This window comes from Emcibacter sp. (assembly GCF_048269205.1).
Taxonomy (GTDB): domain Bacteria; phylum Pseudomonadota; class Alphaproteobacteria; order Sphingomonadales; family Emcibacteraceae; genus Emcibacter.
In genome coordinates this window covers 356127-371768 of record NZ_JBLXJC010000002.1, presented here as the reverse complement: position 1 = coordinate 371768, position 15642 = coordinate 356127, and the positions used below count along the sequence as shown (strand labels likewise).

Sequence of the window (15642 nt, the reverse complement as noted above, 5' to 3'; positions counted from 1 at the left end):
GCCGTTCCCTAGGTGGAGGACAGGAAACTTTCCATCACCTTGCGGCGGCTTCCTTTTTCAAAGTCGATTTCCAGCTTGTTGCCGTCGATGGCGACCACATTGCCGTAACCGAATTTGTCATGGAACACCCGGTCGCCGAGCTTGAAGGCGGACGGGGCCGAGGCACTGCTCTTTGGGCTTTTCGGTGAGCCATAGCTGTTGGCCGACTTGCGGGCCTTTGAGCGGTCGAGCTGGTAGTTGCCGCTCCCTGACTCTTTGGCATATTTTTCCTGCCCGGACCAGTTGTGGGAGCCCCCGTAGCCGCGTCCGAAGTCTTCATTGGCATCAAAGCTCTGCTGGCGGGTATTCTGGTGATAGAAGCCGGTCTGGCTCCGCATCTCCACATGTTCGTCCGGCAGTTCGGCGATAAATCGCGACGGGATCGGTGAGCTGTAATTGCCGAACAGATAGCGGGAGCTGGCATGATAGACATGGGCCTGCTTGCGGGCCCGGGTGAGGCCCACATAAGCGAGGCGGCGTTCTTCCTCCAGCCCCTTGTGGCCGCTTTCCTCCAGCGATTTTTTGGACGGGAACAGTTCTTCTTCCCAGCCCGGCAGGAACACGCAGTCGAATTCCAGCCCTTTGGCCGCATGCAGGGTCATCAGGCTGACCTTGTCGGCGGAGGCATTTTGCTCGTTTTCCATCACCAGGCTGATATGTTCGAGGAACTCATCAAGGCTGTCAAACTCGCCCATGCCGCGGCTGAGCTCGGACAGGTTTTCAAGCTTGCCCGGCGCTTCCGGCGATTTGTCATTCTGCCACATGGCGCGGTAGCCTGAGTCCTCCAGCACCGTTTCCAGAAGCTCCACATGATTTTCCGTGGTGGCCAGGTCGCGCCAGCGGTCGAACTCGGCAATCAGGGCGGCCAGCGACTTGCGGGCGGCGGGGCGCAGCTCGTCACTCTCGATCACTTCCCGGGACGCCTTGACCAGCGAGGTGCCCTGCGCCCGGGCGAGGCCGTGCAGCACATTGACCGTGGCCGCCCCCAGGCCGCGCTTGGGGGTGTTGATGATGCGTTCGAAGGCGAGATCATCCTGCGGCTGGGCGATCACCCGCAGGTACGCCATGGCGTCGCGGATTTCCTGGCGCTCATAAAAGCGGAGGCCCCCGACGATACGGTAGGGGATGCCGAGGGTGAGGAACCGTTCCTCGAACTCCCGGGTCTGGAACCCGGCCCGCACCAGGATGGCGATTTCGCGCAGGGCATGGCCCTTCCTCTGCAGATCCTCGATCGCTTCACCGATGGCCCGGGCTTCCTCGCGCCCGTCCCACACCGGGTTCACGGTCACCGGTTCGCCGCCGTCCACTTCGGTCCACAGCGTCTTGCCGAGCCGGTCCGCATTGGCGGCGATCAGGCCGCCGGCCGCGCCCAGGATATGGCGGGTGGAGCGGTAATTCTGTTCAAGCCTGATCACCTTGGCGCCGGGGAAATCCTCCTCAAAGCGCAGGATGTTGCCCACTTCGGCGCCGCGCCAGCCGTAAATGGACTGGTCGTCGTCACCGACGCAGCAGATATTCTTGTGGCCCTGGGCCAGGAGGCGCAGCCAGAGATACTGGGAAACGTTGGTGTCCTGGTATTCGTCGACCATGATGTATTTAAAGCGCCGCTGATAGTCGGCCAGCACCTCCGGATGCTTCTGGAACAGGGTCAGGCAATGCAGCAGCAGGTCGCCGAAATCACAGGCGTTGATCTGGCGGAGCCGGGCCTGATAGGCCTTGTAGAGCTCGATCCCGCGGCCGTCGGCATAATTATGGCCTTCCCCGGCGGGCACCTTGTCGGGGGTGAGGCCCCGGTTTTTCCAGCCGTCAATCAGGGAGGCCAGGAGCCGCGGCGGCCAGCGCTTGTGATCGATATTGCCGCCCTCGATCAATTGCTTGAGCAGGCGGAGCTGATCGTCGGTATCGAGGATGGTGAAATTGCTCTCCAGCCCCAGAAGGTCCGCATGGCGGCGCAGGATCTTGACCCCGATACTGTGGAAAGTGCCGAGCCAGAACATGCCCTCGACTGCCTCGCCGATGATGCGGCCGACCCGCATTTTCATTTCCTGGGCCGCCTTGTTGGTGAAGGTGACGCACAGGATCTGCCCGGGATAGGCGCGCCCGGTCGCCAATATGTGCGCCAGGCGCGTGGTCAGCACCCGGGTCTTGCCGGTGCCTGCGCCGGCCAGCACCAGCACCGGCCCGTCCATGGCCTCGACCGCCTCCAGCTGCGGCCCGTTCAGGCCGTCCATATAGGGCGGCGGACCCGCGGGTTGGGCAGGGGCGTTAGAGGCCGAAAATTCATCGGGCAGATCATCAAGGTCAAAGGGATCAGACATGGGGGAGTTATAAACCAGATTCATTCCTTCTTTAAACAAATATATGGTATAAAAGAGGGGAAAATGATAAGATACAACCTATGGTATATAAACCTGTGAAAAATGATCAAAGTTACGATGAATGGTTCCGCAAGGAAGTCGCCGACGGTCTTCGGGAGGCGGATGCGGGAGACTTGATTCCGCTGGAACAGGCTATTGGGGAAGTCCTGGATGAAATGGAGCGTCAGCCTCACCAGAACAGGAAAGAAAAGCCTTAGCGCGCAGCTTTCCTATATCCATACAAGAAATCCTACTGCAGCCCGCCGCATGGCGGCGACGATTGCGCTTAATCTTCAGCAATTGTCGGCCTTTCCGAAAAGCGGTCGTTTGGGGCGGGTGAAAGGGACCCGCGAACTAATTATTCCTCGCACGCCGTTCATTGCCGTCTACCGGATAAAGGGCCGGAGGGTGGAGGTCCTGCGCATTCTGCATGACCGGCAGAATTGGCCGGGGGAGGGGTGAGGTGGTAAATTTATTAGAAGTTATGCCAATTAAAAGTCAGAAATTATGAACCTCGATGACGAACAAAATCAACCCTCAAAGTTTCAACAAAGTTGATGCTCTGCGTATGTATGAAGAAGCTAAGGGGCGTATCTATGATGCGGAACTACTTCAAGGTATGCTTACAAAGTCTGATTCTGCATCAATCATTAAGGTGCTTGGTTTTGAAGTGCTTTTGAAATGTGCATTATGCATTTCTGCACCTAAGCAATCACGACGTGGTCATAAGTATGGCGATCTATGGAGTAAATTGCCGTCAAATGTTCAAAACATGGTTCTTGACTCAGCAAAATCGAGAATGGAGGGACATGCTGATTTCAGAGATATTGATCGAGTCTCGGGTTCACTCCAGATAGTCTTTGAGAAAGCATGATATTTTTATGAATTCTATGAAGGTAAAACTTTTGAGGAACAAACCCAAAAAGGAATTGAATGGGAGAAAAGAGGTGCATTTTCTAACGAAGCTGATGCCAGTTATTATCCAATTGAATTAGAAAGCCTGATATATGGCTTGTCAGAGTACATTGAAGAAAAATTATTTGATTGAATAAAGGTGACACTAATCACGCTTGATATGTTTTTGAGGCTTCTTACATGACCCCCTATCATTTCCCCGTTTCCCTGCGCCTCACTCATCCTTCGCAGCCGCTGGGGGAGTTTTCCAATCGTCCCGGTTTATAATTTTCGCCGTAACTGGCCTTCCTTCTGATATGTTATTCTCACCCGGGGATGGGGAGGAGCCCTGCACCCCGGCAACCGGAGGGCGAAGGTTTATGTGGTGAGGGGGGTGAGAAAATGATAAGCTGCGTCCATTGGCCATAGGTATTTGCAGGGAATGATTGATGGAAAATATGTGGGGGATATTGGGGATTGCCGTCTCACTGGTTTTCGGTGTGGTGGGCATCATCCTGACCATCAAAAGCAAATATTCCGGAAAAATCACCTTTATCAATCTGCAGACCATAGAACTTTTTGATGCGATCGGCAGTTCGCTGGAAAAGCTGGCGGTCACCTATGACGGCACAAATGTCAGTGAAAATCTCGTTCTTCTGAACGGCGCCTTTATTAACTCGGGCCGGACGGATATCAGCGGGGAAATGGTGGAAAAACCCCTCACGTTAAAATTGCCGGAGGGGTATAAGTGGCTCACGGGCAATGTCGTTGAATCCGAGGCCAACGCCCGCCTGTCCATTGTCGATGACACCAGCATGGAGCTGTCGACCGGCCTGTTCCGCTGTAACGAATATCTCAAGTTCCATGCACTCGCGCAATTGCCGGTGGAGGACGGGGAAAAAAGCTCCTCAAGAAGATTCAGGGACGCCCTCTCTTTCGACCACCGGATTTCCAACACAAAACCGGTTGAAGTCGCGGTATTCCAGCCGCAGGAGAAGATCAGGGAAAACCTGAAAAGGGTCATCGTTTCGGCGCTGGTGCCGCTCATGGTGATCATTGGATTTGTGGCCAGTGATTTTATCCTCGGCAAACCGAATGAGATTATCTTCTCCTATAACACCGGTCCGGATACGGTCGAGCAGACAAGGGTGACCCCCACAAGAAACACCACGGTGAAACTGGAATCCCTCACCGGCGATTTCAGGCAGGAAGTGCCGTTCGGGGAGTTCGTTTCCAATCTGAGCGGCGCGCCGGTCCTCATGTCCCGGAAATGGGATTTGACGGAGATCATTCTCGTCTCGTTAGTGTCTCTCTTTATCCTCTATAGTGTGTTCGGCGCGGTGGTGGAGTTTGTGAAGAACAGAAGACTGCTCAGGATACTTGAAAGTAAGGATAGAACTCAGTCAACCCGGCAGGGTATGCCCCTCGGGAGGTTCTTTTCCACTTTCAGAAAACTCTTTTTACCGGATTAGGCTCACTCGCGATGACCCCCTATAGCTTTTCCGTTTCCCTGCGCCTCACTCATCCTTCGCGGCCGCTTGTGGAATTTTCCGATTTGCTTGACCTCAAACCCGCCCGTTGCCGGACTGCAGGGGAAGCGCCACGGAAAGACTGGTGAAGTCCGTCTGCAGCGCTTCCTGATCCTCACACCTGCGCAATGCCGCCATCGACAAACACCTCTCCGCCGGTCATGTAACTGCTGTCGTCGGAGGCGAGGAAGGCCGCCACGGCCGCTGTCTCCGACGGATCGCCGATGCGGCCGAGCGGGGCCTTTTCCTCAAAACCGGCGACAATTTCGTCTTCCATGCCGGTGGTGGCGAACAGCTCCCGGACCTTTTGCGTTTCCGTCGCCCCGGGGGACAGCACATTGACCCGGATGCCCGTGCCTTTGAGGTCCAGGGCCCAGCTGCGGGCGAAATTACGCACCGCGGCCTTTGACGCGCTGTAGACGCTCATGGCGGGGGTGCCCATCACACCAACGGTCGAGCCGGTGAGGATGATCGAGCCGCCCTTCCGGATCAGCGGCAGCGCCTTCTGCACCGTGAACAGGGTGCCCCGGACATTGATGTCAAAGGTATGGGCGTAATGGTCCGCCGTGATCTGGCCGAGCGGGGCAAATTCACCGACGCCGGCATTGGCGAACAGGATATCGATGCCGCCCTTTTCGCCTTTTATCGTTTCGAACAGATGGTCCAGGTCGTCCGGGTTTGTAGTGTCGCCGCGGACAGCGCGGGCCTCAGGGCCGAGTTCGGCCAGGGCGGCGTCGAGCGCCTCCTGCCGGCGGCCAAAAATATACACAAAGGCGCCGTCGGCAATAAAACGTTTTGCGGTGGCCAGGCCGATGCCGCTGGCGCCGCCGGTGATGACGGCTGTTTTTCCTTCCAGTTTACCCATGAGTCTTCTCCTGTGTCTGTGTCCCCTATCCGGGGGTTCAATTAAGTTGGTGACCCATAATTAATCGGTAATTACTATTTGACAAGTATGCACCTTTTGGTAAGTATAGAGAATGAGCAAAAAAACTTACCAATCCGCGCCTTTTATCTGCGGTCTTGATGCGTCATTGCGCATCATTGGCGGAAAATGGAAACCCCTGATTCTCTTTTTCCTGAGTCAGGGACCCCGACGATATGGCGCGCTCAAGCGCGAGGTGCGGGGGGTGAGCGACAAGATGCTGATCCAGCAGCTCAAGGAAATGGAGGCGCACGGCATTGTCCTGCGCACTGACTATCAGGAGATCCCGCCGCGGGTGGATTATTCACTGACGCCGCTGGGGGAAAGCCTGGCCGTCGCCATGGGCACGCTCTGCGCCTGGGGGGAAGCACATGCGCCCGCCATCGCCGCCGTGCTGGAGGGGGCGGAGAAAATGCAGGCAAAAACAAAAGGTGTGTCTTCCGGCCGGAGCTGAAGGAGGCCCGGGTTTCACCTGAAATAAGTCTGGCTGATATCCCGGCGCGGGGATATCCTCGGACAAAACAAGTGCCGAGGTTTTGAATGACCCCCTATAGCTTCTCCGTTTCCCTGCGCCTCACTCATCCCACGCGGCCGCTTACGGAATTTTCAGATCTTCTTGACCTCAAGCCCGCCCGCTTCTGGACGGCGGGGGAGCCGAAGCTCACCCCGAAAGGCACGCCACTGCCCATCAAGGCGGAGGAGAGCTTCTGGGAGGCGAGCCTGACCGGCGCACAATCAAAAGGGGGCAAAATCTCCTCGAAAAAAACAACGCTGGAAGACTGGCTGGGCCAGGCCGTGGCCGACTTCGCGCCCCATCAGGAGAAGTTCGCCGGGATTGCCGCAACCGGCGGCCGGGCGGAATTGTTGATCCGCTGGTTCGGGGATTACACCATGGGGGCGAGCCTTGAGCCAGACCTGCTCCGCGCCCTCTCAGACCTTTCCCTCACTCTCCGCCTGGACGCCTTTCCGGACGAGGGGTAGGGTGGCCTGAAGGGACGTATGAGGGGGCTCATGTCGCTCAAGGGTGATAGTCGCCCTCAAAATAATGACACTCCCCCTATCTCACCCCGAACAGCACCGGCTTGTGATCCATCTGGCTCATGTCAATGACGGTGTCATGCTGGGTGCGCAGCAGGCTCAGGGATCTGGTGGTGGCTGTGGTGTATTTGCCGCACAGCGCCCAGTCGAGCAGGCCGCCCTTGCGCTGGCTCATGTCGAACCAGTAGCTGTTACCCTGGGCGCCTTCGGGCAGGGTCAGTTCGTCCTGTCTGTTATAGTCCCAGTTCAGGTCGCCGGACAGGAACCAGCGGTCGGCGGACCTGTCCTGAAGCCAGCGGGCGCAGTTGTGGATCTGGTGTTTGGTGAGGCCGGTCTGGCCCGACTTGGCATGAATGAAGCCCGCATAGACCGTGCCGCTGGACAGACCGCACTGGATGGCCAGCATGGGCCGTTCGTTTTGCCAGTTGCTGACGGATACGGTCCCATAGTTGACCAGAACGTTCTTGTTGACCAGAAAAACATAATTGTTGCTGTAATTGCCGTCCACAGCGTCGATGGCGTAATGTTGTCCATAGACGTTCGTCAGAAACTCTGCGAAATCATCCACCCGTGCGCCATGTACCTCGCACAGGAAAATGATGTCGGCATATTGCTTATAGGCCGCGTCAAAGAGCAATGTGTCCAGGGCGGCGCGTTTATCCTGAGCGGAGCTCAGGCCGCATTTTTCGATATTCCAGGAAACGATAATCATGGCGTCAGTTCATTTTCGGTCTGGAGGCGGCCGTTTTCAGGCTGCCCAGGTTCTGTTTCATCTGGTCAAGCCGGAGCAGGCCAGTGGCCAGGGTGGATTTGCTGTTGTCGCTGAGGCAGATGCTGGCGCTGCAGGAATTACAGGTAAAGCGGGTGCCGGCCAGGAGAAGCTGGGCGTCAAAGACGATCTCGCCATCCTCGCAGCCGGGGCATTTTATGGTGGTGGGTGTGTCGCTGGACATGGAAACTCCTTTATCCGGAGGTGGGCCGGTCATGGTGACGGGAAAAAGCGGCAGGAAGACAAGGGGGCCTCCTGCCAAGTTTAAGACATGCGGTTACAGACAGTCCGCTGGGATCAGGGGGTTACGGGGGCTGGCAGCTCAATCGGCGCGATATTCTGGGAATAGGCGTCGATGATGGTTTTTACGCCGTCCGGGAGCGGCAACTGCCCGGCATGGACCGCCACGGTATATTTGGCGCTGTTGCTTTTCTCGTAGTGGCTTTCCTGTTCGCTGCTGCTTGATGAACTGGCAGAGACACTGCCGCTGATCGAGACAGAGAAGGGGCCATAACCGAGCTTGGCCTCGAAGGAGGCCTCGGCCTGCATTTCGTTCTGTTGCTGGGCGCTTTCGCTCTCGCCATAGCTGGATTTTACTTCCATCTCGAACGTAATGTCCACATTGTCCACGGCCAGCGAATTGAGCGGGATAATGGTCAGCAGCGGTAGCCTGATGGTGGTGCTGATCTCCTCCATGGTCGGCTTGTCGGCCGGGGTAGCACCGGGGATGATCACACCCCGGATTAACTCCATCTCGATCATCACTGGCTTATAGGCGTCATTCTCTACATAAAAACAGGTCGTTAGCATGAAGTTGACCTGGGACAAGGCCATCGTGTTGTTGGCCTTGGCCGCCGCCATCAGCGGGCCGCCGATCAGGCTGCCCATGGGCAGACCGGTGAATTGTTGCGCCATTGAAACAAGCTGGTTGTTGGTGGCCATTCTTTCTCTCCTTGATTATCCAAATTGGTACGTTGGTTTTTCCAGTCTCGAAAAGGTCCTGGAGGTGGAACGCGTACTACTAGCCGGGTATCTGGGCGCGCAGGGATTTGTCGAACCCCTCGATGATCACATCAAGGCCCTTGGGGCGGTCAAATCCCTTCATGGTGATTTTGACCTGTGCCCGGCTGCCGGATGGGGCGGAGCTGTCTTTGCTGGGGAAGAACCCCTTTTTTTTCATGGGGAAGCTCACCTGAACTTCACCTTCTTCTTCGTGGATGTCCATCTCGATCTGGAATTCCATGGTGTCCAGTTGCAGAGAGGAAAAGGGGGCGATGGAAATCAGCGGCACATGGACCAGATGATCCTGCGGGCCGTCGGGGGTCATTTTGGCAAATTTCATCGCTACCATGCGGGGGTGCAGATAATGGGAATAACCGTCGTCGTCCCCGTCGTCATCCGACCCTTTCTTGCCGCCGCCGCGGCCATTCCTGCCACCTCTGCCACCTCTGCCGTTTCGGCCGCCGTCATCATCCTCTTCTTCGACGGGAACTTCCTCAAAAAAATGGCCGAGAAGCGCCAGGTTGCGGTCCATAATGGACTTTGCCGCCGCCTCCGCGCTTTTCTGGACGGCCTGGATCAGGTTGTCGAGACTAATCATGACGATCCTTCCAAGGGGCTTAGGGAAATCATTGGCCTTTCCAGGCCCGGATCCCGGTCTGTCATCAATGTAGGAAAACAACTATAGGTTGTATCATAATGGGACAGATGTCAAATATTTAGTTTTTCTTAATAAGAAGTTTTAAATAACTTCATGTAATAATTCGATATTTAATTATGATGGGGTTTTTGGAATTGCTACTTTAGGGGGTGCCTTCGGGGAGGTATACCGGGAATCGGTCTTGGCAGCGGGTTATTTCTCGTGATCCTCGATCAGCGCCTTGTTATAGCGTTTCAGCACATCCTCCAGATGGACGATGCCGATGATTTCCCGGTGCGCATCGTCGCTGACCACCGGCAGGATATCTTCCCCCACATGATCGAACAGATCGTTGGCGTGCTCCAGCGTATCAGACGGAGTCAACGGCTCGCTCACCTGGCGGCAGATATCCGCCGCCCGCACCGGTTTTTCGTCCTCCGGGGGCTCCGTGTCGCCGTCTTCTTGCCGTTTTTTACGTTTGGCTTCCTGTTTCAGGTAATGTTGGCGCAGCTCGGAAAAGGTGATTTTGCCGACGATCTTGGCGGCGCTGTCGATGACAAACAGTTTGTTGTGGCCCTTCTCCAGGATCAGCTCGCGCAGGCGCTCGATGCCGGCATCCACGCCGACGGTGGCATAGTCGTCCCGGATCAACTCCCGCACATGGCTGGTGCGCATCAGGTGGCGGGCCATACCGCCTTCCAGGTCGATTCCGTGGGCGCGCATCTGCAAATGGAAGAAGCTCGATGCCTTCAGGTAGTGATGGGTGATCAGGTTGGACATGACGACCGCCACCATCAGGGCGGCGGTGATCTGGTAATCGCCGGTGAGTTCGAAGACGATCAATATGGTGCTGATCGGCGCGCCGAGTACGGCCGAGCACACGGCGCCCATGCCGACGATGGCATAAAGACCCTGGTTGCCGCTGAGCTCCGGGGCGATCTGGGTGGCGATAATGCCAAAGGCGCCGCCGACCATGGCGCCAAGGAACAGGGACGGGCTGAACACCCCGGTGCCGAAACGGAAGGCGAGGCTGATACTGGTGGCCGCCGTCTTGGCGACAATCAGGGCCAGCAGCAGGGAAAGCGGGAAGGCTTCCTTCAGGGCCGCATCGGTTGAGCCATAGCCGACACCAAGGATATAGGGGCAGAAGATGGCGAGTGTGCCCACGGCAATGCCGCCAAGAATTGGCCGGGTCCAGTCTGGCAGGCGGGTTCTCTCCATGACCTTCCCGGCCACACTTTCGGTGAAAAAGATGCTCTTGGTAAAGACGATGGCTGCGATCGCGCTGACCACACCGAGAATGATAAAAGCCGGGAATTCATAAAAGCTGTAGATATTATAGTCCGGGATGATAAAGGCCGGAAAGTCGCCAAGATGAATGCGGGAGATGATGGCGGCCGTGACCGAGGCAATCACGATCGGGGCAAAGGCATGCAGCGCGTAATGGCCCAGCACCACCTCAAGGGCAAAGAAAACCCCGGCAATGGGGGCGTTGAAGCTGGCTGAGGTCGCCGCCGCGACGCCGCAGCCGAGAATGGTGCGCGCCACGCTGTCGGACAGATGCAGCCGTTGTGCAAACCACGATGCGAGGGTGGCGCCCAGATGAACCACCGGGCCCTCGCGCCCCGCGGCGGATCCGGTGCCCAGCGCGATGGCGGCGGTGAGCGCACTGACCAATCCCTTGCCCGTCGGGATGCGGGTATGGTTCAGGGCATTGGCCTCGATCACCTCGACAAAACTGTAGGCCCGGTTGTCCCGAAGCAACAGACGATAGATGAGGGCAATGACAATCCCGCCGGCGGTGGTCGACAGCAGGATTTTCCACCAGACCAGGTCACTGACATGGGCGAGGATATTTTCCTTGTCCGTATCCAGCGCAAAGTCCTGGATTTGCAGGATCAACTGACGGAACAGGATGGCGGCATAGGCGACAGTGACGCCGATCAGGGCGGCGAGTACGGTACTGACGACCTTGTCATGGGTGCGGATATAATTGCGGGTATCCCGGCGCAGCAGCAGGAGCGGCGCCTTGAGAAAGCGCGGCAGGTGTAAGAAATGTCTGTTGTTTCCTTCTGCCATTGCTTCCCTGGTTGGTGAAATTATCGTCTGTCCGGCCGGCGAATACCGATAGAGCGGCCCTTTTCCCGGGGCGCCGGATATTGCTGGTGTTGCTCGTAAACCTCGCGAAGGGCTTTCAGCTTTTCATCGGAAAAACGGGTCGGGCGGCGTTCATCCACATCCACATGCAGTGAAATCTGTTCCATGGTGGCGGACAGAAGATGTTCGTCCTTGTGCACCAGGCGCATGAAATAGTGGATGAATTTTGAATCCATGTCGAGAAACTGAAAATGCACCTTCACCGGCGCACCCTGATTCAGTTCGTGCTGGTAGGTGACGTGGTTTTCAAGGGCGAACATGGAGCGATGGTTGGTACGCACGTAGTCCAGCCCCAGATCGACGGTTTCAAGAAAGTTGTTCATGGCCTGGTCAAACAGCAGGATATAATAGGCCATATTCATATGACCATTAAAATCAATCCACTCTTCTTTCACGGTGGCTTCGAGCATGACCGGACCGTATTGTTCTTCATGTGACATATGCAAGCCTTTGAAGCTGGTCCTGAAGTGGGTTTCCTCTATGTATTTCTTATATTTTTTGTCTTTTATCCCCGATTGAAAAAGACTTGTCATCCTCTTTTTGGTCCTTTTTCGGGCTTTTTCTTAAAAAAGGTGAAATAATCCTGTGAAATTAATTATTTGTCCCTAGTCCTGACATATTATTGCCACGGTTTACACGTCATGTATAATTCGCGGCAAATCATCGCTGTTCTGTGTAAAAACTGCGCGAAAAGGGCATGAAAACAGGCTGACTCTTGGGGAAAGGCAGAATAAAAATTGAAAAAGGTTGGAATTGGGCTCGCTGTTGTTGTTGTCGTTCTTCTGGGCACCCTTCTTGTGGTCCCGGGCTTTATGGACTGGAACCAGTATAAAACACAGATCGAGGAGCAGGCGTCCCGACTGACCGGGCGCAATGTGAGGGTCGCCGGGGATCTCTCCCTGTCCATTCTGCCGTCTCCGGCCCTGACTGCGGGCGAGGTGAGTGTTTCCAATATCAACGGCGGTATCGCAGCGCAAATGCTGACCCTTAAGGCGCTGGATGTGAAGGTGGCCTTTTTCCCGCTCATTCGCGGTAATCTCAAGGTCAAAAAATTCGTTCTCGTGGAGCCGGTGCTGGCACTGGAGGTGCTTGCCGACGGTCGGGCCAACTGGGATTTTTCCGATCCCGATGCCCCGGCGGAAGAAGGTGGGCAGGCGGACCTGAGTCTGGAAAAATTCCAGATCAGTAACGGTACTGTCAGTTACGAGGATGTGGCCGCGGGGCATAAGGAACTGGTGCGCAATATCAATGCGGACCTGTCCATCAGCAGCCTGCAGGGCCCCATGAAGCTTGACGGCCGGGCCAAATACAAGGACCTGCCGCTGGCGCTGAATGTGGAGATGGGCAAGATGCGTGACGGCCGCAAGGTGCCGCTGACGCTGGAGGCTTCCTATCTCGGGGACAAGGTCGTTGGTAAATTTATCGGCGGTGTGTTGCCCGACAGCCGGGATGGAGAGCTTGAAGGGAAACTGACCCTGACAGCGAAGGACCTGTCGGATATGGTGAATGTGATGAGCGCGCTGGGCCGTAACGGCGAACAGGATGCGCCTGCCGTTCCCTCGGTGGATTATAAAAAACCGTTCAGCATGACGACCGGTATTACGGCGACGCCGAAAAGCCTGGTGCTGTCGGACCTGGACCTCACTCTTGGTGAAACCAGGGGGCAGGCGTCCCTCAATGCGGCGCTTGGAGACCGTGTCAGCTTTGACGGCAAGCTGTCGCTTAACAGTATTGAGCTTGAGCCTTTCCTGCAGATTATGGAAGCACAGGCAAAGGCAGACCAAAAGAGTGTCCTGCCTGTATCGAAAAAGTCCGCCCCGGACTATGGATTCCTGGAGCAGATTGACGGGACCCTGGAGTTCCGGCTCGGGGCACTGAAGTATAACAACAAGATTGCCAGCCAGATCTCTCTCAATGCCCGGGCTGCGGACGGCCAAATCGCTATCAGCGATGTGCGGGTCAACATGCCGGGTGGATCAGATTTCGGCTATAACGGCGCAGTCGTCTTTGACAATCACACACCGATCCTGACCGGAAAGCTTTCTCTTAACTCGGGAAACCTCCGGGGGCTTCTGGACTGGTTGAAAGTGGATATCTCGATGGTGCCCAACGGCCGGCTCACACGCTTTGCCTTCGCCAGTGAAATCAGGGCTACGGAAAAACTGGTCCAGATTTACGGTATCAACGGGGTTATGGATACCTCGAAGTTTTCCGGCGGCTTGTCCTATGCGATCCAGGAGCGCTTGGCTCTTGGTCTGGATTTAAAGCTGGAAAATATCAATTTGGACAGCTATTTGCCGGCCCGGGACGAGAAAACGCCACCGATAAACCTGAAGGAATGGTTTTCCATACTGGCTGGCTTTGATGCCAATTTCATTCTGACTGGCGACAATGTTACCCTGCAAAATACAAAGATTGCCTCTGTGCTGGCGGAAGGTGTGCTCAAGGGCGGCACCCTGCAGCTGAGCAAGTTTGACATGAAGGATATGGCCGGGCTGGATGTCAGGGCAACCGGTTCGGGCAGCAATTTCGCCAATGCGCCGGAACTTTCCCTGGATATGTTTGCCTCGGCCCGTGATCTTGGCCGGCTGCAGCGCAGTCTCAAGCTGGAAAACGGCGTGGACCTGAAAAACATGGGAGCCTTCAGTCTGACCGGCAATGTGAAAGGCGGGCTGGACAGACTGGTGCTGGACCTGAACGGCAGGCTCGGCAGTAATACGGTAAAGTTGGATGGAGAAGTTCGCAGCGCCACCCTCAAGCAGTTACCTGAAGTGGGCAGTATCGACATGAAAGTCCGTGCCGACAGCAAAAGTCTCAGCGCTTTGATCGAACAATGGAATCTGCCCATGACCGCACCGCTGTCGGGGGATGACCGGCCGGTAATACTGGCAAGCCAGATCAAGGGCAATGAAAAAATGCTGAATCTGGACGGAATTCTTACCATTGCCGACGGAACGGTTGCCTTCAAGGGGCGCACCCAGGCGCAGGGGGAGGATCGTTCTCTCGATCTGGCCACCGATGTAACAAGTAATGATGTACGGACCTTTGTCAGGGGGCTGGGGGTGGATTTCCAGCCGTCCCGGGCCAAACTCGGAAAACTGCAACTGAAAAGCCAGATTGCCGGTACGTCCAAGACCATGAAACTGCAAAATATTTCCGGCGTTATTGGTTCTATCAAGATCAATGGGACAGGCGCTCTGGACATGACCGGGGAGAAGCCGAAATTTGATTTCTCGCTGACGGCGGGCGACATACCATTGCATCACTATATGTCTGACAATACCGCCCAAAAGGGGGCGGATAAAAAGTGGGGCGACTGGTCAAAACAGCCCATCAATCTGAAGCCGTTGCGCTCTGCCGAGGGAAAAGCAACGATTTCGGCGGCGAGCCTGGTCTACAAGGACTATGTGTTTGAAAACCCGAACTTTATTGCAGAACTAAAGGATGGCAGGCTGAATATTCGGGATTTCACCGGGCGGTTGTTTGGCGGAACTGTAAAGATGGCCGGAAGCCTCGGCGGGATGGATATGGCTGAACTGGATATGAATCTGTCTTTGGCCAAAGCCTCCCTGTCCCAGGCGACCAAAGTTGCCGGCGGCATCAGCCCGGCGACGGGCTATTTCGACCTTGATGGCAAATTTACCGGCAAGGGGGTCAGCCAGAATGCCCTTGTCTCCTCGCTCAGCGGGAACGGAAATCTTGTGGCCTCTGCCGGTATGATCAACGGGATCGATATTCCGAAGCTCAGCAGCCAGTTGTCGGAAATGAAGTCGGCCGGGGATTTCGTCAAGCTTCTGGCCGTCTCTCTCGGCAAAGGTAAGACCCCCTATAAGGGTGGCAAAAGCACGATCACCATGAAAAACGGCTTGGCCCGGTTCAGTCCTATGGACCTTGAGCTGGAAGGGGCAAATACGAATATCAACCTCGGCGTGAACCTGTTTCAATGGAAGCTGGATATGGATGGTCGGCTCTCACTGATTGGTCATCCCGATGCACCGCCCTTGGGTCTTAGCGCTACTGGTGCCATCAACAACCCCAATCTCAAGTTCGAAACTTCCAGGATCAAGGAATATGTGGCGGCCAAAATTGCCTCCAGCATGTTGCAGAATATGATCGGTGGCAATGAGGGCCTGAAAGGCATCTTCGGTGCGCCGAAAGCTCCGGAAGGCACGACCCCGACCGGGGAGGCACCGGCAGGTGAGCAGACAAAGCCCAAACCGGAAGATCTGGGCAAAAAACTTCTGGAAAAGCTGTTCAAGAAGCCGGAAGAACAGAAACCTTCGACACCGCCGCAATAG

The 15642-nt window shown here is 56.0% G+C and carries 15 protein-coding genes; 7 read left to right on the top strand and 8 right to left on the bottom strand.

What is annotated here, in order from left to right; genetic code table 11:
* Positions 1–8 precede the first annotated feature (8 nt).
* Entirely contained in the window at positions 9–2357 is a 2349-nt protein-coding gene (locus ACN0YD_RS10520; protein ID WP_417320209.1) for an ATP-dependent helicase, read from the bottom strand.
* Positions 2358–2437: 80 nt separating this feature from the next.
* Here ACN0YD_RS10520 and ACN0YD_RS10515 point away from each other — a divergent pair, with 80 nt between their 5' ends.
* The 4 genes from ACN0YD_RS10515 to ACN0YD_RS10500 all read left to right on the top strand — a co-directional run bounded on the left by ACN0YD_RS10515 (position 2438) and on the right by ACN0YD_RS10500 (position 4762).
* The gene (locus ACN0YD_RS10515; RefSeq protein WP_417319535.1) at positions 2438–2614 is read left to right on the top strand and encodes a hypothetical protein; all 177 of its coding nucleotides are present in this window, start codon (positions 2438–2440) and stop codon (positions 2612–2614) included.
* Positions 2568–2858 (top strand): type II toxin-antitoxin system RelE/ParE family toxin, encoded by a 291-nt coding sequence (locus tag ACN0YD_RS10510; protein WP_417319534.1) that lies wholly within the window; start codon positions 2568–2570, stop codon positions 2856–2858. The genes ACN0YD_RS10515 and ACN0YD_RS10510 overlap by 47 nt, the downstream gene beginning before the upstream one ends.
* Positions 2859–2913: 55 nt before the next feature.
* Entirely contained in the window at positions 2914–3270 is a 357-nt protein-coding gene (locus ACN0YD_RS10505) for a hypothetical protein (RefSeq protein WP_417319532.1), read from the top strand.
* 469 nt (positions 3271–3739) lie between these two features.
* Positions 3740–4762, top strand: coding sequence for a hypothetical protein (locus tag ACN0YD_RS10500; RefSeq protein WP_417319530.1), 1023 nt, complete (start codon positions 3740–3742; stop codon positions 4760–4762).
* A 172-nt stretch (positions 4763–4934) separates the two neighbouring features.
* Here the strand turns inward: ACN0YD_RS10500 and ACN0YD_RS10495 are convergent, their stop codons facing one another.
* Positions 4935–5684, bottom strand: a complete 750-nt coding sequence (locus tag ACN0YD_RS10495) for an SDR family NAD(P)-dependent oxidoreductase (protein WP_417319528.1) — start codon at positions 5682–5684, stop codon at positions 4935–4937.
* 112 nt (positions 5685–5796) lie between these two features.
* On the opposite strand from ACN0YD_RS10495, the gene ACN0YD_RS10490 reads away from it, so the two are divergent.
* The gene (locus ACN0YD_RS10490) at positions 5797–6195 is read left to right on the top strand and encodes a winged helix-turn-helix transcriptional regulator (RefSeq protein WP_417319526.1); all 399 of its coding nucleotides are present in this window, start codon (positions 5797–5799) and stop codon (positions 6193–6195) included.
* 86 nt (positions 6196–6281) lie between these two features.
* Positions 6282–6722 (top strand): hypothetical protein, encoded by a 441-nt coding sequence (locus ACN0YD_RS10485; protein ID WP_417319525.1) that lies wholly within the window; start codon positions 6282–6284, stop codon positions 6720–6722.
* Positions 6723–6798: 76 nt separating this feature from the next.
* Here the strand turns inward: ACN0YD_RS10485 and ACN0YD_RS10480 are convergent, their stop codons facing one another.
* The 6 genes from ACN0YD_RS10480 to ACN0YD_RS10455 all read right to left on the bottom strand — a co-directional run bounded on the left by ACN0YD_RS10480 (position 6799) and on the right by ACN0YD_RS10455 (position 11784).
* Entirely contained in the window at positions 6799–7491 is a 693-nt protein-coding gene (locus tag ACN0YD_RS10480) for a hypothetical protein (protein ID WP_417319523.1), read from the bottom strand.
* Between the two features lie 4 nt (positions 7492–7495).
* On the bottom strand, positions 7496–7732 hold the full coding sequence (locus tag ACN0YD_RS10475; protein ID WP_417319521.1) for a hypothetical protein: 237 nt from the start codon (positions 7730–7732) through the stop codon (positions 7496–7498).
* A 113-nt stretch (positions 7733–7845) separates the two neighbouring features.
* A complete protein-coding gene (locus ACN0YD_RS10470; protein WP_417319519.1) occupies positions 7846–8490 on the bottom strand; it encodes a DUF2589 domain-containing protein in 645 nt (214 codons plus the stop codon).
* A gap of 79 nt (positions 8491–8569) precedes the next feature.
* Entirely contained in the window at positions 8570–9148 is a 579-nt protein-coding gene (locus tag ACN0YD_RS10465; RefSeq protein WP_417319517.1) for a DUF2589 domain-containing protein, read from the bottom strand.
* 252 nt (positions 9149–9400) lie between these two features.
* The gene (locus ACN0YD_RS10460) at positions 9401–11266 is read right to left on the bottom strand and encodes a chloride channel protein (protein ID WP_417319515.1); all 1866 of its coding nucleotides are present in this window, start codon (positions 11264–11266) and stop codon (positions 9401–9403) included.
* A gap of 20 nt (positions 11267–11286) precedes the next feature.
* Positions 11287–11784, bottom strand: a complete 498-nt coding sequence (locus ACN0YD_RS10455; RefSeq protein WP_417319513.1) for a thioesterase family protein — start codon at positions 11782–11784, stop codon at positions 11287–11289.
* A 297-nt stretch (positions 11785–12081) separates the two neighbouring features.
* Between ACN0YD_RS10455 and ACN0YD_RS10450 the strand changes: the two genes are divergently transcribed.
* Positions 12082–15642: an AsmA family protein gene (locus ACN0YD_RS10450; RefSeq protein WP_417319512.1), complete on the top strand. Its 3561-nt coding sequence runs from the start codon at positions 12082–12084 to the stop codon at positions 15640–15642.